General features: G+C 37.8%; 16 protein-coding genes. 12 read left to right on the forward strand and 4 right to left on the reverse strand.

Going from position 1 to position 19,311, the window contains the following annotated elements; translation table 11 throughout:
* Positions 1–299: 299 nt before the first annotated feature.
* The 5 genes from DK188_RS20220 to DK188_RS20245 all read left to right on the forward strand — a co-directional run bounded on the left by DK188_RS20220 (position 300) and on the right by DK188_RS20245 (position 6,852).
* Positions 300–884: a hypothetical protein gene (locus DK188_RS20220; protein WP_157963298.1), complete on the forward strand. Its 585-nt coding sequence runs from the start codon at positions 300–302 to the stop codon at positions 882–884.
* A 308-nt stretch (positions 885–1,192) separates the two neighbouring features.
* Complete coding sequence (locus tag DK188_RS20225; RefSeq protein WP_157963299.1) at positions 1,193–2,989, forward strand: BamA/TamA family outer membrane protein; 1,797 nt, start codon at positions 1,193–1,195, stop codon at positions 2,987–2,989.
* An 888-nt stretch (positions 2,990–3,877) separates the two neighbouring features.
* Positions 3,878–4,501, forward strand: a complete 624-nt coding sequence (locus tag DK188_RS20235; RefSeq protein ID WP_157963300.1) for a hypothetical protein — start codon at positions 3,878–3,880, stop codon at positions 4,499–4,501.
* A 33-nt stretch (positions 4,502–4,534) separates the two neighbouring features.
* The gene (locus DK188_RS20240) at positions 4,535–5,299 is read left to right on the forward strand and encodes a caspase family protein (RefSeq protein ID WP_111672679.1); all 765 of its coding nucleotides are present in this window, start codon (positions 4,535–4,537) and stop codon (positions 5,297–5,299) included.
* 2 nt (positions 5,300–5,301) lie between these two features.
* A complete protein-coding gene (locus tag DK188_RS20245; RefSeq protein ID WP_111672680.1) occupies positions 5,302–6,852 on the forward strand; it encodes a hypothetical protein in 1,551 nt (516 codons plus the stop codon).
* A gap of 446 nt (positions 6,853–7,298) precedes the next feature.
* Here DK188_RS20245 and DK188_RS20250 read toward each other — a convergent pair whose 3' ends face one another.
* The 3 genes from DK188_RS20250 to DK188_RS20260 all read right to left on the reverse strand — a co-directional run bounded on the left by DK188_RS20250 (position 7,299) and on the right by DK188_RS20260 (position 8,827).
* Positions 7,299–7,505: a hypothetical protein gene (locus tag DK188_RS20250; RefSeq protein WP_157963301.1), complete on the reverse strand. Its 207-nt coding sequence runs from the start codon at positions 7,503–7,505 to the stop codon at positions 7,299–7,301.
* 436 nt (positions 7,506–7,941) lie between these two features.
* On the reverse strand, positions 7,942–8,256 hold the full coding sequence (locus tag DK188_RS20255; RefSeq protein WP_111672711.1) for a hypothetical protein: 315 nt from the start codon (positions 8,254–8,256) through the stop codon (positions 7,942–7,944).
* A gap of 73 nt (positions 8,257–8,329) precedes the next feature.
* Positions 8,330–8,827, reverse strand: a complete 498-nt coding sequence (locus DK188_RS20260; protein WP_111672682.1) for a hypothetical protein — start codon at positions 8,825–8,827, stop codon at positions 8,330–8,332.
* A 126-nt stretch (positions 8,828–8,953) separates the two neighbouring features.
* Between DK188_RS20260 and DK188_RS20265 the strand changes: the two genes are divergently transcribed.
* From DK188_RS20265 to DK188_RS20295, 7 genes are all read left to right on the forward strand, one after another.
* Complete coding sequence (locus DK188_RS20265) at positions 8,954–9,703, forward strand: HNH endonuclease (protein WP_111672683.1); 750 nt, start codon at positions 8,954–8,956, stop codon at positions 9,701–9,703.
* Between the two features lie 74 nt (positions 9,704–9,777).
* Positions 9,778–11,025 (forward strand): putative phage abortive infection protein, encoded by a 1,248-nt coding sequence (locus DK188_RS20270; RefSeq protein ID WP_111672684.1) that lies wholly within the window; start codon positions 9,778–9,780, stop codon positions 11,023–11,025.
* A 72-nt stretch (positions 11,026–11,097) separates the two neighbouring features.
* Entirely contained in the window at positions 11,098–12,420 is a 1,323-nt protein-coding gene (gene dndC / locus DK188_RS20275; RefSeq protein ID WP_111672685.1) for a DNA phosphorothioation system sulfurtransferase DndC, read from the forward strand.
* Positions 12,417–14,510, forward strand: a complete 2,094-nt coding sequence (dndD, locus tag DK188_RS20280) for a DNA sulfur modification protein DndD (protein ID WP_111672686.1) — start codon at positions 12,417–12,419, stop codon at positions 14,508–14,510. The genes dndC and dndD overlap by 4 nt, the downstream gene beginning before the upstream one ends.
* Positions 14,500–16,065 carry a DndE family protein gene (locus tag DK188_RS20285; protein WP_111672687.1) on the forward strand — a complete coding sequence of 522 codons (1,566 nt, stop codon included), beginning with the start codon at positions 14,500–14,502 and terminating at the stop codon, positions 16,063–16,065. The genes dndD and DK188_RS20285 overlap by 11 nt, the downstream gene beginning before the upstream one ends.
* A 36-nt stretch (positions 16,066–16,101) precedes the next feature.
* Entirely contained in the window at positions 16,102–16,704 is a 603-nt protein-coding gene (locus tag DK188_RS20290; RefSeq protein WP_111672688.1) for a hypothetical protein, read from the forward strand.
* 1 nt (position 16,705) lies between these two features.
* The gene (locus tag DK188_RS20295) at positions 16,706–18,037 is read left to right on the forward strand and encodes a DGQHR domain-containing protein (RefSeq protein WP_111672689.1); all 1,332 of its coding nucleotides are present in this window, start codon (positions 16,706–16,708) and stop codon (positions 18,035–18,037) included.
* A gap of 6 nt (positions 18,038–18,043) precedes the next feature.
* Here the strand turns inward: DK188_RS20295 and DK188_RS20300 are convergent, their stop codons facing one another.
* Positions 18,044–19,219: a cysteine desulfurase family protein gene (locus tag DK188_RS20300; protein WP_111672690.1), complete on the reverse strand. Its 1,176-nt coding sequence runs from the start codon at positions 19,217–19,219 to the stop codon at positions 18,044–18,046.
* Between the last annotated feature and the right edge of the window lie 92 nt (positions 19,220–19,311).

Below are 19,311 nucleotides of genomic sequence, written 5' to 3' on the forward strand. Positions count from 1 at the left end.
CTTCAGCCTTTTTACCAGCTTACTTCCAACTGAGTACTTTTCCTTGATCATTGAAAATTGATCATTGATAATTGAACCCCTCCTAAACCTCAACCACGAAACTCCTTATCTCCGTGCTCTCAGTGGTAAAAGCTATTCTGCGTCCAAATCTGGAGGTTAAATCAATCCGAGCCAGAAGTGGAAAATCCTTTCTTATCCCTCAAAAGCGAATATTTTTTATTTAAATAATTTTTTAATCCTTCAACGGGATATTCAGAGTGCGCTAGTATCTTCGGGATTATTTTAAAAATTTTAGTTCTATGAAGAAAGCATTATTGCTTGTATGTATGCTGCCGTTCTTTGCGCAAGCTCAAGTCACCAAAGGTTCCAAATTCTTGGGAGGAGGTATTTCTTATTCTATGCTTGATTATGAAAATAGTGAGCAGCCTTTTCACTACCTGAATTTTGACCTGTATGCTGGTAAGTTTATCAGCAATTCCGTGGCTATGGGTCCCATTGTATCCGTGGAGTCTCAATGGACACAAACTATCAATCCCATTACGAATTTGTTTGAAAAGAGAAATTCCAATTCCTTTCTCGCTGGCTTGTTTGTGCGAAAATATTTTGAACTCAGCGAGAAATTTTTCTTTGCCTTGGAAGGATCCATCGCGGCAGGGCAGGGAAAAAATACCTTTCCCGAAGAATCCATTTTTAACTATAAAGTCGCCGCAACACCCATGTTTATCTTTCAGCCTGTGCCCAAATGGGCTTTTTTGGCTAGAATTGGAGAGCTTTCCCTTCAAAATAGAACTGATGCTGTAAACCTGACCTTGCTTCAGGCCAATCTGGGACAGCTTAGTTTCGGTGTCAATTACTTCCTGAATCAGGAGAAAAGTAGAAAATAATTATTCCTGAATAATCCAATTATCCCAAATAGCACTAGTCTTTAGGCCTGCCTGACGGCAAAGGCAGGCCTGCCTGACGGCAAAGGCAGGCTGGTGCTTTGCTACACACAGTCTTCCACATGGACTTCAATAAATCCCATAGACTGGATTTTTGAATCCAAATCTGAGGGCTTTAACAAAATAAGTTTCGAAGAACTTTTTTCTTCTATTCGCTGGTGTTTTGCTAGTCTGGCAAAGTAAATGCTCGGTTTTGACACACACTTACTTTTACCTTCCTGTCTTCTTCCTCCAGCAGATCGAATCCAACAATGGTGTCACTAAGGACTATTTGCCTACTGTTTTTCCTGACCGTATTGTGCTGTGTCGATGTAGAGCTTTTTGCTCAAGATGTGAAGGATTCTTCACAAACCAACCTCGCCCAAAAAGCTTTGGAAAGAGGACGTAAACTGATCACCAGATCAAGCAGCGATTCAGTTTTGGTACAAAGGGCCGAGGAGAAATTCCTTCCCTATGAAGGGAGGATCATTAGGAATATTACCATTGAAAGCATTGGTTTTGAGTTTTCAATCTATGGCCGGGAGAAACCTATTGTTCAGAAAATTGGCCGGATTGCCAATACACTCCATACCAATACTAGGGAGAAAACCATTCTACAACATCTATTCATCAAACCCAATCAGCCCCTAAATCCCTATAAGCTCGGTGATAATGAGCGATTCCTTAGGGATCAGGCCTTTATTCTGGAAAGCGAGATCGTGGTCAATGAGGTACCTGGAACAGACTCGGTAGACCTTACCATTGTAAGCCGGGATGTGTTCAGTATCGGAGGTTCGGTAGGAGGGACTATTCCCACCTCCCCTTTATTCAAAATTTATGATGCCAATGTCGATGGTAGAGCGCTGGGGTTTGAATTTGATTTGCTTCACGATATAGACAGAAAACCCAAAACAGGCCTGGCATTGGCCTTTACCAAAAGTAGCCTAATGGGAAGCCTTGCAGATATCGCGGTTTATTACACCCAGTTGAATTCTGGGATTAGTCTGGGGGAGGAGAAAGAATATGCAACGGGAATTAGCCTGGAGCGGCCTTTGGTATCGCCCTATTCCAAATTGGCCGGAGGAGCCTCATGGAGTCAAAACTGGTCAAAAAATGTCGATCTCAGGCCGGATTCGCTCTTTCTGGATTATAAATACAACGTCAGTAACTTTTGGCTGGGATACAATTTTGGATCGGATAAAGCAATTCAGGATAGGAGCCGAAAGTTTCTGGCCCTGATGGTATTTGATGGGTATTTTATCGATTTACCCGAACAGGAAGATAGGGGACTGGAGCGGAAATATCGAAATAGCTCCGGAGTACTCGCTGAATATACACTTTACGAACGCGATTTCTTCAAGACCCAATATGTCTATGGTTTTGGAAGAACCGAAGATGTACCCTTCGGCTATAACCTGTCAGCAACATTGGGCTACACCAAGATCCTAGGCCTGGAAAGGCCCTATGCAGCGGTCAACCTAAACTATATGGGAGCCTTCACTAAAGGAAGCTTCTATGAATTAACCCTAAATGCAGCAAGCTACCTTCGAAATGGAAGTATCCAGGACGCAGTCGTACAAACAGGCGGTACATTCTATACGCAGGCTTTTTCCATCGGTAAATTCAAAATCAGAAATTCTGCATCTGCATTTTACACACAACTTTTCGATGCAGTCACAAATGAATGGCTAACCATCCGGGGCAATACCATCCCGGGACTACGGGTGGAGCAGGTGGATGCCAGCCAACGGCTCTCGATGGCGTTTGAATCCAGTTTGTTTACACCCTGGATCCTTGCCGGTTTCAGAATAGCTCCTTTTTCCTCTTTTTATTGGGCAAAGCTGAAATGTCCTACCTGTGAAAATCGCCACCAGAATTTCACCGGGATAAGCTTAGGTCTTCGAACCCGGAATGAGAACCTGATTTTTGGGACTATTGAAGTAAAAGCGACTTTTATCCCCAATGATGAGGAAGGCGAGGCTAAGTTTGCCTTTAGCTTTCGTAAAAACTTACGTTTCAGAAGGTCTGACTCTTTTGTCAACCCTCCTTCCTTGATTAATTTCAATTGAGTGAAGAAAAATCTCAGATGTATTAAAATAAATCTAAAGGAATATGGCTTTAGCCCGTTCCAATTACGAGTTCTCAAAACATCGGGGCTTTAGCCCAATTCCACAAGAGAACGAGATTTGGCTCCTCCGCGGTTTGTGTCTCCACGAAACGCAATTCCGGAATTGATTTCCAGGTATCCTGCTTCTCCAGAAACTGGACTAAGTATACTATCCAATTAATCCTACTTTTCCGACCTAAACCAATCGATCCCTTTGTCATCATTAGGAACCTGGCTTTAGCCCCTTCCTCCATTGATAAACCGTATTTGGGACTTTAGCCCAAAAGTCCCACCAGGACGGCCGATCCACTAACGAGCAACGTTTAGTAAACATGGTCGAACAAATATGTACGGTAACAGGATCTTCAACTCCAGAAACTGGACTGAATATACCATTCAATTAATCCTACTCTTCCGACCTAGACCTATCGATCCCTTTGTCATCAATAGGAACGTGACTTTAGCCCCTTCCTCCATTGATAAACCTCTTTGTCATCAATAGGAACGTGGCTTTAGCCCGTTCCAAAGACGAATGCCCAAAATGCCGGGGGCTTTAGCCCAAAAGTCCCATCAGGACGGCCGATCCACTAACGAGCTTCAACCCCCATGCAGGGACAGAAGACATTGCTTGCCCTAGTTCTGTATCGGTATCAATTTTAACCGCTATGGCAAATGGAAAAATCAAACTATCGGTCAATTCCCAAATACCTGCTGATTTCCTCCAGCTTCTGCTCGACCACCGCCAACTCCTAGTTTTGGCTGGTTCTCAGCGTACTTAGGAAGTAGATTTCAGATAGGTATGCAGCTCATTCTGTCCAATTCAAACAGGGCTGTAGGTATACTGAAAATCATGAAAACCCTCTTTATTTTCTTTCTGCTATTTATCTCGGTGAAGGCTTTTTCCCAAGACTCTGCGGTCATGATTTCCAAATTGCAGGAAAAAGTACTAGCCCAGCAAAAGGAAATAGAAAGACTCGAAAAGGAAGAAGCCACAGCAGTAAACCCCGTGGCCCCAGCTGACCCTTGTCTGGATTGTCAGCCCGAACTGGGATGGCTATGGTTTTATGTGTTAATGCCTGTTATTCTTTCTCTGGTAGTAGCCCTGTATTTTCTGCGTTGGCTTAAAAAAGAAGGATTCAGGATCAGTGATGCGATTTCTACGGACGTGCCTGAGGAAAGGCTTGAGGCTTTTCAAACAGCGATGGTTGAAAATGGATTGACTGCAAGCGCTGACCAAACTTCTACACCCACACCGCCAGTGAATAGAAGCAGCAGCAGGCTGATTGCTTTTCTGAGCTCACTAAGCGCCTCAGTCTTGGCAATCTGCACCTTCTCCTATTACATGTATTTCGCAATCAAAGGAATGGAAGTTCCCGAGTTCGAAGAACTATGGCCAATCCTTACTGCTCTTGGCCTTGGAATAGTGCCTTATGCGACTAAGGTGATTAATGGGAAGACAGATTCCCCTCGATAAAATTTGATTCTGAAATTCTATGTTACGTTTAGTATGAGAAAATATGCGATTTTAATAGGAAACGATACCCTTGATATTAGTCACTACGGAGGCGATTTTGGCCTTAATGCTCCAATTAATGACTTGGACATAATGAAGCATATTTGTAATATAGAAAATATATCCTATACTAAATTATATAACACGGGATCAGAACAAGTTAATGCTGAAATCTATAATCTGTCAAAAGAGTCAGTCTCTGGGGATTTTGTACTGATCTATTTTTCAGGGCATGGTACTCAAATACCTCATTCAAACGACGGTGAAGATGATGAGTATTCGGAGAGTTGGTGTCTTTATGACAGGTGTTTTATTGACAATGAAATTAATAGTCTTTTGGGTGGCTTTACATCAGGTGTTAGAGTGCTTTTGATTTCAGATTCTTGTCATAGTGGATCAATAGCTAAAATATTTCCTGGCCTTCCTTCAAATATTAATATAAAATCAGTGTCTGGAGTTTATGAAAGAAATAAAGGGTTCTATGATGGAATTCTTCGTGATGTTAGTCCAAATGTAAATCTTGATGCTTCTGTAATTTCAATTACAGCATGTCAGGATTACGAAGTAGCAAAAGAACGTGCTGGGTATAGTGATTTCACACGATCATTAGATATTGCATGGAACCATGGATCTTTTCGACAAGGCTATAAAGAGTTTGTTGAACTAATAAGAAATGGACTTAGATCCTATGGGGCCACACCCCAACTAGACCAATTAGGTTTTAATGATAAAAATTTCCTCAATTCAAAACCCTTTTAAATATGAAGACTTTATTTGTTTTAATACTAGTAATTATAAACTTTTGCGCTTTAGGACAGACTAAGACTAAGGTTATTGATAGTGGATCAGCCTATTTGAACTATTCTGTCGATAAGAAATCTTTAAAGATGTTTGTGATAGATAAAAAAAATAGGAGTCCTGATGGATATTCAATTGTATCTGATAGTCTAACTTTATTTCTAAATAAAAGACAAGATTTCAATTTCTATTTAGGTTGGCTGAATCCATTGAAATATAAAGTTTCTTGGATTGAATCGGTTTCGGTCGATGAGAGTTATAGACAAATGGAATCGTTTGTTTCATCATTGATGACTATTTTCAATCTTGATGTTACTTCTGGTTCAAAAAGTGTAAACCAAGATGATAAGGGAATTGTGCCTGTTAACGATAAATCGAGTAATGGCAAACAAACCTCAAATGTGGATTTGTCAAAAATAATTGAGATTGATTTTCCTAGTAAAGTAATGTTGAGTCCTGATTTTCAAGATTTCTATTTTTTCTTATCTCTTATTGATGCGGAAGACTTGGGTAATGGAGATAGAAAGGTTATCAACGATATGAAAAAAGATATTGAGGAGTTTGACAAAAGTAATTTTTCCGATTTTAAAGACTGGTATTTCACATCTTTCTCAACTCTTGTGAGTCTTGAATCAGCAGAATCAGCAAAACTGTCAGTTAATTCAATAAATTTGGCTTTAGAGGGTAAGGAAGAGAACTTATCAAAAAAGCCAGATTTAATCTCAGGTTTTAAGAATAAAGTGTCTTTGGTTAGTTTGGAAAATAAGATGTTTGAGTATCAAATGAAAAGTAAGCTCAATAATGCAATTGTTGATGCAGAAACTAGAATTAAAGCGGAAAGTGAATTGAAAGATAAACTAAAGCCATTGGTTTCAATAATTGAAGATTCACTTAAGGACCCATCAAATGACTCCGGTTTTGATAGTTCTGAATTCTTTGAATCTAAATCCCTGAGTTTTGAAACTGGTAAACAAATTAGTGCAAAGATAATTGTCAAGGAATATTCATTTGATCAAAAGAGTCTTAGCTTTTCACCATTAGAAGAGGAGTTTTCTAAGAAATTTGTTTTAAGAAAGTATAATTTTATATATCCAACGTTCAGTACAGGGGTGTTTTATTCAGATACTGAAATTGTTACATACGGTCTTTCTAATAGTGATAATTCAAATGAATTTTTAATAAGCCAAGACACATTGCAAAAGAACACTGCTTTAGTAGCTGCATTTGCAAACTTTAATTTCGACCTTAACTCTGATTTTTTTCATCCCTTTTTACAGGTAGGAATAGACCCCACTAAAATCAGACCTTTTCTACTTTTGGGCGGTGGAATCTTTGTTCCCACTTCAAAATTTGCAATTTCAGGTGGAGCTGTATTTACTTGGGAACAGTCTCTCGAGAACCTTAAAGTCGGCGATAGTGTGAATTCTACCACTGATCTTCAGAATGACATTAAGTATGGTGTTTTCGATGTTGGTGTTAAAGGATGGTATTTGGGAATTCAATACCAGTTTTAATCTGGTCAGTCGTCCTATTTAAGAATAGTATAAAGACGATAAAATACTAGGTGTAGTTCGTGATCATCCCTTTCATAAAGGTAGATTTCAATCTATAGTAAATTATTAGAATTGGTTCATTTTATTTAGCCAAATAGCTCTCACCTTAATGTGTCTTATCTTATTTGTTTAAAAGTGCTCAGGCTCAAATATTCAATCTATGTCCCTCGGTACCAAAATTCCTAATCCCAAGGTATTCATACCTTGGGGTTAATAGTATTAGAATTTTTTTCGTTGATTTCGCAGGCTCCTTTCATTTTGTCTCTTCCGTTCTAGATTTATCCCAATTGACAAACCTATTACACTCGGTCCTACCAAATATTGGATCTTTCCAAATTCGGTTGGTTTATCGGATCTATCACTTTTGGGAAAGACTTCTAACACCGATCCTTGGAAAATTCACACAATCAAAGAAAGTCCTTTAACCTTCCGTACTCCTCTGCTGTTAGCACACAATAATCTCCCCATTCCTTGAAGGTGTATAGTAATTCAGCTGGGTTGGTTTCCGGACTGACTTCATACAAGTCAAATTCAATGTCCAATTCATCTTCAAGAGACTCTACCAAAGAGTTAAAGCCCTCATCCATCATTTTGCGCTGAGGCTTCTTGGCCAAAGAATTTGCGTTTCAATTTGTAATTTCTTTTCAAGAAGAGCACAAACTGTGTCTAATTGAGGAACCTGAGGATCTGGGAGTGAGGGTGTAAACTTGAAAAGTGAGGGAGTAATTCAGGGAGTAAAACTGTGAAATGAAAGGGTAAGTCATCCTAATAGATCTTTGAGTGGGAGATAACGCCCGAACTCTGCCCGCCTTCCACTAAATATTAATCGGATAGGCGCGGTGGCAGGATTTGCCAGCGAGCCAGCGTTCGGCCTCGTGCGCCTGCCTGCCGGCAAAGGCAGGGTGGGAGCTTTGGCAAATCTTGACCTTTTGGTTCTTTTGCGTCAAAGCCTGTCCCGATTATTTCGGGAGCAAAAGAACAGAAAAATGAAATTAACGAAACGGTTAAATTAGGAGCGTTTAATTCTGAATATGAGGACCTAGTACGATTTCACAATTCATATCCCTTCACCACTCCTTCCAAAAACTCCCCAATATCCCTTCCATCTGTTGCAGCCTCATCGGTCAATTCAAACTCCTCAAATTCATGCCACTCATGATCCACTTCCGGATTATAGGGCTGGCTATGAAGTCTGGGCAGACCCCAGTCTTGGGGAACAAAAAACTCCTCCGATATCAACTTTTGCTGGAGTAGGGCAGTGGCCGCTTCGACGGATATCCCGGCTGGATTGGCAAAGACCATACTCCCAAATTCCTTGTAATTGTGCGCATCCCGATAGCGGTAGTTGAGTCGAATATTTTTCACGATATAAAGAAACTTCAACCATCGGAATTCAAAAAATCTACCGTCACAGCTTGTCAGACAAGGTACAACAGGCTCAAAATTTCCCCAATCTTTCCTCCCAAATCCCCCTAATCACTGCGGCCACTTTCCTAAACTCCTCCTCTGTAAAAGTATCCGTCTTTGCATTATTGCACCAGTAGCAGGAGAAGACTAGGTTGCCGAGGTTGCTGTATTTCTCATTAGGTGCCAGCCGCTCCAGTTCCAGTTTCCTTCCTCTGCCACGCTTGGTCAATTCAGGATCTTTTTCCCATAGCGGATGGATCTGTTCAGGAGTAATCCGGCAGTAGTGACAATGCGGTTGGGTATTTAGGTAAGCCGCTTCAAATTCATGATAAGGAACATCCTTACACTTTCTAGCCCAGAGGTCCCGGATGGGCTGGAGCCTGGCCCGATCTTCTTTCAACGCTTCCCACATGCCGCTGAGCTCGGACTTGGCAACGCCCATTTTGCTTGCTGCTACCTCATGGGTATTTCCTTCGATAAAGACAAGTCGTAAATAAAGGCGTTGTTTTTCGGAGAGTTTTTGGGACATACATGTAGAGCTTAGTTTGGTTAAACTAGGAAAAATATATCAAGAACATATTTGTTCCTGCGATTTACGGAATTGTTTATGGGTACAGCTTGAAATTATCCAAAGATTCATTAGTTTGGATGACCAATGAATCAAACTACCAGCAAGCGAAACCCCAAGTGGCATAGGGATGAGATTATCCTTGCATTGGATTTATATTTTAAGCTGGAGCCAGGTCAGATTCATGGGAGAAATCCAGCAGTGATCGAACTTTCTGAGGTGATCAATAGACTTCCTATCTTCGATATCAGGCCGGATGCTGAAAAATTCAGGAACCCAAATGGGGTAGGGCTCAAGCTGAGCAACTTTCTGGCAATCGATCCAAATTACCATGGGAAGGGAATGGAATCATTCAGCAAACTCGATCAGGCGGTGTTTTATGAATTCAATCATAAACGTGAAGAGCTTTCCCGAATTGCCAATACCATCCGGCAGACTGTCTCCAATCCCCAGCTTCGCCTTAAGCTTTACGAAATTCAAGAAGAACCTGAAGAGGAACTTCTCGAATTCAGGGAGGGAAGAGTCCTTTACAAGCTTCACAAGTACAAGGAGAGGGACTCCAAACTAGTTCTACTCAAGAAAACCCAACATCTCAAGAAGTATGGATCGCTGGACTGCGAGTCCTGTGACTTCAACTTTCAGGTCAAGTATGGCGATCTGGGCAAAGGCTATATCGAATGCCATCACCAAGTACCCCTGTACCAGTACGAAGGAATCCAACAAACCCGCCTCGATGATTTAGCTTTAGTCTGCTCCAACTGTCACCGGATGCTTCATCGGGGGATGGATACATTAAGTTTAGAAGAGTTGAGAAAACTGGCTTTTATTACTCCCTAGTAATAACAAATTAATTAAGGGTAAATTTAAACTGAATTATAATTTCATATTATTAATTATTATCATAATAGAATATGCTGAAATCATTTAGAAGATTTTGGAATACGTTAAAGGATGATGAAAAGGCTTATTTAAGAAGTGGGTTTTGGTGGATTATTGGATTAGGTGGTGTTTCTATTTTTATACTTCCATTAATTTTGACTCGACCTGAATTATCTTTTATAAATTATAAAAACACAGGTGGGATCGGTGACACGATAAATGGTATCGCTGCTCCATTCATAGCTTTGCTTGCGGCAGGATTAACCTATTTAGCTTTTTATGTTCAATTTAGAGCAAATCAACAAGTTGCTGAGCAATTCAAATACGAACGATTTGAAAATAAATTTTATGAGTCACTTAGAGTCCATAAAGAAAATGTTCAAGAGATTCAAATTGATAGTAAGCATCAAGGCAGGAAAGCATTTGTTTGGATGTATAAGGAGTATAGGTTTATTTATCAATTAACAAAAGCAATTTATGATGATATGTCGTCAAATGATGAAATCCGTGATGATTTAGGGGTTCTTATTAAATACGACGAATGTCAATTGGCTAAGTTAGCTTACATAATATTTTTCTTTGGTGTTGGAGAAGTGTCAAACAAAGGAATAGATTATTATATCGGTGATTTTGATAAAAAATTAAATAAAAAAATTATAAAATTTTTGCTTCGATGCAAGATGAAATATTCCAATAAAGGTAATGGGAGAAAGTGGATGAATATTAAGGCAGGTAACTATAATGATTCTATTTCTGAACTATATGTGAATTTTGAACCTTTTGATGGTCATGTTGCAAAATTAGGTCACTATTTCAGACATCTTTACCAACTTATCAAATTAGCCTCCACTGACCCTATTCTAAATAGAGAAAATGAGGATGAAGAGAAAAAGATAAGATATGAATATGTTAAGCAAATCAGAGTTCAACTTTCAAATCATGAACAAGCTATGATTTACTACAATTCTTTTTTTGATGCTGGTAAGGTATGGTGGGGAGATGAAACTATTGATAAGAAAACAAAATTTGAAGGAAAAAAATATGATTTGAGTTATTTCCTCGATTATCAAATGATCAAGAATATCCCCTATAATTTAACTGATGGTATAGGGCCGGATCCAAAATCTATGTTTTTTGTAAAGTTTTTGGAAAGAGGATATTCTGTAAATTCACCTGAAGAGCAAGATAAATTGAAGGAAAAACTGAGAAATGATTTTTTCGAATGGGGCTTTAATGAGGAATATTTTGATAAATGTCTCCAGAAAATCCTAATCACCTAGTTCTAAATGTTACATTGAAAACTAGATTTTAGTTGTATTTTAGCAAGAATAAAGTACCAATTAACCCCATTTATGGCCCTCAATTTACAATTCATTGAACAAGAGATAATTGACCAATTCATCTACGACGATACTAATCGTCCTTGGATAATTGGTTTCAGTGGTGGTAAAGACAGTACCATGCTTCTTCAGGTAGTTTGGAGAGCTTTAAGGAAAATTGACCCCATTATCCTCAATCAAAGAAGAATTTATGTTGTGTGTAACGATACCATGGTTGAGAACCCCAGGATCGTAAAATTCATAAAAAAGACACTTGAAAAAATTCAAGGTGCTGCGAGAGAAGAAGGTATGCCAATAACTGTTCATGAGACTACTCCACCTTTGGAGGACAGTTTTTGGGTTAGATTGATAGGCCTAGGATACCCTGCACCGAATAGATTTGTAAGATGGTGTACGGAGCGGTTAAAAATCAATCCAACTACCCAATTCATTAAGGAGAAAATTGGCGAACAAGGGGAGGCCATTATTCTTTTAGGAACAAGAAGTGCTGAAAGCTCGAACCGGGCAAAGTCAATTGCTAAACATGAAAGAAAAGGTAAAAGACTTCGAAAACATCAATTGCCGAGCGCTTGGGTTTTTGCTCCAATTAAGGATGTTACTACCAACGAGGTTTGGCAATACCTCAATCAAGTTCCACCACCTTGGGGAGGGACTCACAAGGAATTAGTAACCCTTTATCGGAATGCCAATGCCGGTGATTGCCCATTGGTCATTGATGAAACGACGCCTAGCTGTGGAAGTAGTCGGTTCGGGTGTTGGACTTGTACAGTTGTCAATAAGGATAAATCGATGGAAGGACTTATTGAGAATGGCGAGGAATGGATGCAACCTCTTTCTGAAATCCGTGATTTCTTAGTAGAAACTAGAGATAATCCGGAAAAGTACCGTGATCGGAGAAGAAGAAATGGAGAAATAAAGGAAAATATCTGGGGGCCTTATTTATTTGAAACTAGAGCGGAAATTCTACGAAGAATATTGAAGGCACAAAAGGAAATTCAAAAAGATGAAGGTGCGGAATTAATTACCCAACAAGAATTAGTTTTAATTCAATATCATTGGTTTAGAGATTCATTTTTTGAAACAAAAGTTTCTGATATTTTCAATGAAGTGTTCCGAAATAATGTCGATATGAGCAAACAAGAAGAAAAACAAAGGGAGGAAGAAGAACTCCTAGCAAAGTCTTGTAAAGAAGAGCCCCGTGATTTGAAATTCATAATGGACGGTCTTGCTTTGCAAAAAACCAAAACGCTTTTGATGAAAAAAAGGGGGTTGCAGACAGATTTAGAAAATAGACTTGATCAACTTATCGACGATATTAAAGAGGATAAGAAATGATTATTAAAAGCATCGAATTAAATAATTTTCGAATCTACCAAGGCTCCAACCTCATTGAACTCAGCCCCGAAGATGGCAAAAACATTATTTTAGTAAGTGGGAGAAATGGTTTTGGTAAAACAACATTTTTGATGTCTCTGGTTTGGTGTCTTTACGGGCGCCAAATGCAGGAGGTAGATGACTTATACAAAAAGGAGATTTCTGATCAGGGCTCCTATGCAAAATACATAGCCAATAGCCTAAATCGAAAAGCAAAAGCTGATGGACAAAACACTTTTTCTGTTTCGATCACATTTTCAGAAGTTAATATAAAGGAAGTTCCTTGCAAAGAAATTAAAATCAAGAGAAGCTTTAACATACTTACTAGTACAAGTGAGGATGTTGAGATTTTGATAGATGGTAGAGTAAGTGAGCTTTCCAAAGAAGTGGGGCAGGAAATTTTTATTCGTGATTTTATTATGCCCATAGAGATTGCAAAATTTTTCTTTTTTGATGCAGAAAAGATCGTCAGTCTTGCAGAAGTGAATACCCCTGAGCAAAAAAGAGCATTGAGTAAAGCCTATTCAGAGGTTTTGGGGATTAAAAAGTATGAAGATTTAAAGGCTGAATTGGAAGGACTTCAAATTCGGATTAGACAAGAATCTGCAAGTGCAACAGAGAAGGCCGAATTCAAAAAGTTGGAAGCAGAAGTCTCCTCCATAGATGAGCATATCCAAGAATATCAGCAGAATATCGATGAGGCAAGAGAAAAAAGAAATGAAAGGAATAAGGATGTTCGAGATATACAGGAAAAATTAATTAAGTCTGGTAGTTTAATTACAGTTGAGGAATTACAGGAGTTCCGAGAAAGAGAAAATGACTTAGTACGAAAGCAAGAAATCCTTCAAAATGAGTTAAAAGATTCGTATGAATTTATTCCTTTTGCAATAGCAGCTAGTAAATTATTGGAAGTTGAGGAGCAATTAGAGAATGAAGCCAATTTTAAAGCAGCCCAATTTAAGGAGGAAAATATAAATGGAGTCACTGGAAAAATCCTAACTGAATTGCTCACTATTGAGAAACCCAAGAATATAACAATTGATCACAACGTTCATTCCTGGTATGCCTCAACTTTTGAAAAGTTAATCAGAAAGCACTTTTTTGACAACTCTCCGACTTTGCCAACTGATTTTCAGTTAATTCACGATTTTTCTGATTCTGAGAGGGCTAAGCTAAATTCACTTTTGAATAATATCAAGCTATCATTTAGAGAGAAGTTCAAGAACATCAATTCTGAATACATCTTTACAAAAAATGAAGTAAATGGTATAAGGAGAAAGATAAGGGATGCAGAAAGTAATCAGGAAGACCCGATCATTGAATCCTACAGAAACCAAATGGAAGCTTTGAAAAAGGAAGTACTAGGTATTGAGAATAATATCGATTCCTTTAATCGGACCATTGGAGAACTTGCTGGAAAGAAAACCCAATTGAATAAAAAAATTGAGGAACTGAGTAGAAAGCTGGAGGTTTCGGATCAAAAGAAAGAAAAAGATAAGGTGCTAACAAGACAAATTGGTATTCTTAAAAATTTCATTTCTGAGTTCAAGAATAAGAAGAAGGAATCTCTTGAAAAACAGATTTTTGACGGATTGACCACACTACTTCACAAAAAAGGGTTTATTAAAAAAGTTGAAGTCAATATAATCGGAGAAGATATTGATATCGTTCTGCGGAACGGTAGGGGAGAAGAAATAAAGAAAGAGTCTCTGAGTAAAGGCGAACAGCAGATGTATGCCACTTCAATCTTAAGAGGCTTGGTTGAAGAAAGCGATTTCGATTTCCCAGTATTTATTGATTCTCCTATGCAGAAGTTTGACGAGCAGCATGCTGAAAATATTGTGAAATATTTCTATCCAAATATCTCTGAACAGGTGGTATTATTTCCCCTAATCAATAAGGAAATGACAGAATCAGAATTTAACTTATTGTTCCAAAAGATTGCAAAGACATACTTGATCAATAATGTAAATGAAGATAGTAGTGAGTTCATTGGCATTGAACCGAAGAATTTTTTAGCCACCTATAATCAGATGTACAATGCTAATTAATATTAGGACTTCAGAAGCGAATAAACTAGTCGTTCAGGAATTGTCCAGAAAAGTCTTTCCTGGAGCTTCTGAGAATTATATTTCAAGAGTAGCCTTAGCTTATTCACTGAGTAAAGGAGCCAAACTGGATCTCGAGAAGGATCTCCTAGATGGAAAAGGAAAGGAATACAAGGACGACATTCTTTTTGGGAACTACCGGACTTTCTATATCGCAATGATTTGCCAGCACTATGGTATTTACAAATCGGACGCAAACATAGGGAAGTACGTCAAGATGCATGTCGATCATGGTCTTATTTTGATGAACAAGATCTTTGAAGAAAGTAAAAACTACACTGGACTGGATTTCATTTTGGAGCAGGTAGAACAGGGAATAGATTTGCTTTCAGAAAATGAGTTTACCAATGATGCAATTATATTCGATGAAAAGACAAGAGGTCTCCGTGTTAAAAACAAAGAGTACTATTTAGGCCCAATTGATATTCGAGTAGGAGAGTCTTTTGATGGAGAATCCATTTTCTTTAAAATGAATAATACCTCTATTCATAACAATGCACACGTTGCAGTGGCTGGAAATAGTGGAACAGGAAAGACTTTCTTTGCAAATAGTGTTCTCAAGCAAATAGTAAAGGAGTCAGGTGGAAAAGTGAACTTCATTTTTCTAGACTTTAAAGGGCTTTCTGAGGAAGATGAGAAAAAGAATGCTGATTTCTTTGATTCTACTAAGTGCCAACTGATCAAGGCGCCTCACAAAGCATTTCCGGTTAACCCAATTTCTTTCATTGATAATGTCAATGAAAAGAACAGGATCATGGGGATAAACAAACTGGTAGATATTATCTGTAGTCAAACCAACCTAGGAAAGATTCAACAACAAACGCTAAAGGACTCAATTAAGGATGCGTTCGCAGATTCCAAAGGTGGACAATTTCCTACTTTTAAAGTAATCCTAGAGAAAGTCAAAGAAAGGGAAGGGCCCAAAGTAAGTTCACTTCGTGAAATTCTGGAAGGTCTTGCTGAACTTGACTTATTTGCAAATACGTCAGATTCCAACAATGAGTTCCTTAACAAAAACTACTATTTGAGCCTATCAGGAGGTTTGTCAAAAAACATAAGATTTACTTCTGTTTTCTTGATTGTAAACTATATATACAATACATTTATGAATATGGAGAAGGCCCCAATTGAGGGTGATTTCCAAGGAATGCGGTATGTACTGTTGATAGATGAGGCTCATACCATTTTTAAGGAGAAGAAATCTCAAGATTTGCTGGAGAAGATTTTAAGGGAGATTCGGTCTCAAGGAGTATCTGTAATGTTATTGTCGCAGGGAATAGAGGAATTTAACCAACCTTCTTTTGATTTTAGCAGCATGTGCGAGACAGCTTTTTTGTTTGACATCAAAGATAAGGTCAACTTGAAGCTGATGCAAAAATTTATGGGCGTTGGAGATAAGGATGCAATGCGTCTCAAGACTAGCATGGAAAAAATCCAGAAGTACCAACTGGTTTCTAATTTGAAAGAGTTTAAAGTAGGGGAATTGTTTAAGGCTTAGACATAAAAAACTTTCGACCAATAATTTGTGCTTATTATGTTTCAAAAATGGTTTTTTTCACAGGAGCAAAGTAAAATTCTACAGGAATGTCGAATTGAAAACAAGGAAGATAACTTTCAATGGTTTACAAAGAATGTTATTATGCCGTTAGTAATTGTCTTTTTTCCAGCCTTGATTTATTTTATTTTTTCAACTGACGTGAAAGATGTAAACACTATCATTTTTAATGGAAGTATTTCTTTGATTGGTATCAACGTTTTATTTGGAATGTCAACCTATCTAATCAAGGTTCAGAGAAATAGAAAAGAGAATATTGACGAATCTTCGAGAAACAAAGAAGTTGAGGATAAGTTGAATCAAGAGGTTATTAATTTGCGAGGTCGATTAGATGACTATAAAAATATTCTTGTCTTTTTGGGAGCTGGTATATACTGTTTTCAAGCTTTAATTTTTGATTACAATTCCCCTTTACTATTCTATTTTTTTCTTCTCCTTACTCTGATAGTTTTTTTGTTGTCCATATATGTAGGTAGAAACATGTTTATTATCAAAGATGATTTTTTTGAAAGAACCTATTATAAGGAGGTTAATTCTCCAGTAATAGAGACAAGAAAACGTTGGGAATCAAAATATCAATAACATGAATGATAGGGGAAATATCATTGTTGCAAAGAAAGTCAAGCAGAATAATCTTGAGTTTCTGATAAGTATCTTTTCGATATCACAACTTTTGAGATTCACTAGATACACGAAAAGATTAATTGTAGGGTACGATGATGAAAATCTTCCAATTTACAATGAGGAAATTCAACGTACAGTCGAAAATTCAAGAATTGAGAAAATTGCTGATTTTTTAATAAATGACCCAGACGCAATTTTCCCAACTAATATTGTTCTTTCTATTCCTCAAGCTGTAATTGAAGATTATAATGAAATTGATAAATCTAATAATGTTGAAATTACAATTTCAAAGGCAGTATTTTCTGAAATTGAAAAAAAAGGTGGTCATGTTTATTTAACAATTATTGATGGTCAACATAGGATTAAAGGCATTGAAAAGGCAATTGAAAGGCTTCAATCAGAGATCAAAACTATCAGTCAGGTTTTGAAAAATAGCAATAATCCAAGTTTAAAAATTAAACTTGACTACTATTCAAAACTTCTTGAAAGGTTGAATAATATTGAATTAATTGTTTCATTTTTTATAGATCCGACATTAGAATTCCAAGCAATGATTTTTTCAACAATAAATAGGACTCAGAAATCAGTTCCCCAGAGCTTGGTTTACAGTTTGTTTGGATTAACCTCCAGCGATTCACCTCAGAAGACCGCCTTACAGACAGTTTTGAGTTTGAATAGTTTTGAGAATTCGCCATTTTTTAATAGGGTTAAATTATATGGTGGAACATATTTAAGGAACCAAAGTCCTCCTTTGACGCAGGCTACTATTGTTAAGTCTATAATTGACAGAATATCTATAAATCTTAGAGAGTCTGAAAAGGACCGCTTCAAAAATCGGAAAGAATTGTTGAAAAACATTTCATCAGATCTTTTTTTTCGAAGATTTTACGCAAATGATAAAGATGATGTAATTGGTGATATAATGTTTTCATTTTTTTCTGCAGTGCGTAATACATTCGTTGATAAAAATGGGAATTCTTATTGGGAACTAAATGAAGGTTCAAAATTGAATAATATTCTTCAAACTACTGTTGGTTATTTGGCTTTGCTAGAAGTACTTGGTGAAATACTTAGAACATCAGGTGATAAAGCGCAGATTGATGAAATTGAGTTTTATGAGAACTTTTTGAAAAAAGCAAAAAATTTAAATTTTATGGACATTAGTAGATATCCTTTTACTAGTATTTCAAAAACGATCCTTTACCTCGATATGGCACTTTTAATTTGGCCACCAACTAATCAAAATGACCCGAGGATAAATCGCTTGGCTGATGTTTTGGGGAGAAATTAGTTTTAATCAAATTTGAAATTGCTTTAAATACAAAATTCTCCCTGTTATTTCTTTGATAGCTTTAACAAGATTTTGCTTGTTTTCAAATCGGGCTAGTGAGATTCTAATACAGTTAAATGCTTGGTAATAATTTAATCCCAAGGAGATTAGGACATGTGAAGGCTCGATGCTGGCGGCAGTACAGGCACTTCCATTACTTACTATAATCATTGGCGAACCATTTTCAGGATTGCTTAGTCCCATAATAAGTGCTTCGCTATCTACTCCCTCAAACCCAATATTTGTAACATTGTAAAGTCTTTGATCTCGATTACCGTTAATCCATGTTCCTTCAATTTTTAGAAGTTCTGTTTCTAAGTAATCTTTCATCTCCCGGATTTTCACCTCATTTTCTCCCATTTCATCCTGAGCAATTTCGCAAGCTTTCCCAAGACCTACGATTCCAGGAACATTGAGTGTTCCGCTTCGCATCCCTCGTTCATGACCCCCTCCATGAAGTAGGGCTGGTATCTTTATCCTGTTTTTCCTTTGCCGGATGAAAAGTGCTCCGACTCCTTTTGGTCCATAAATCTTATGCGCAGAGAAACAAAGTAGATCAATGCCCATTTCATCCACATTTACTGGAATTTTTCCGACAGACTGGGTGCAATCACTCATAAATAGTGCTCCTTTTTCATGAGCGAAATCCGAGATTTCTTGAATTGGCTGAATTACTCCAGTTTCATTATTGACATGCATCACCGATACTAAGATTGTATCTGCTCTAATTGCATTTTTCACTACTTCTAATTCCAATAGTCCATCTGCTTGGACAGGAAGGTAAGTCACCTCAAACCCTTTTGTTTCCAAATAGCGACACGTGTCCAACACAGCACTATGTTCAGTGGATACTGTGACTATATGTTTTCCTTTACTCGAGAATGCTTCTGCGACTCCCTTGATTGCGATATTGATTGCTTCAGTAGCTCCGCTTGTAAAAGTGATTTCATGTGTATCCGCACCGATTAAGTCAGCAACTTGCTGTCTTGCTTTTTTCACCGCCTCATGTGCCGAAACCCCGAATTTGTGAGTGGATGCAGCGTTGGCGAAATTATGTGTCAGAAATGGCATCATTTCATCCAAAACCCTTGGATCTATCGGGGTGGTCGCATTATTATCGAGGTAGATAAGGTCTTCAGGCATCGAAAGAATTTATATGGATTTTGAAGAGCTGGAAATGATTTAATTAATCTCTTTACAAGCGAATTTCGCTTATTTCCAGCGAATTTCGCTTT

The sequence above is a fragment of the Algoriphagus litoralis genome, from assembly GCF_003259255.1.
Lineage (GTDB): Bacteria > Bacteroidota > Bacteroidia > Cytophagales > Cyclobacteriaceae > Algoriphagus > Algoriphagus litoralis.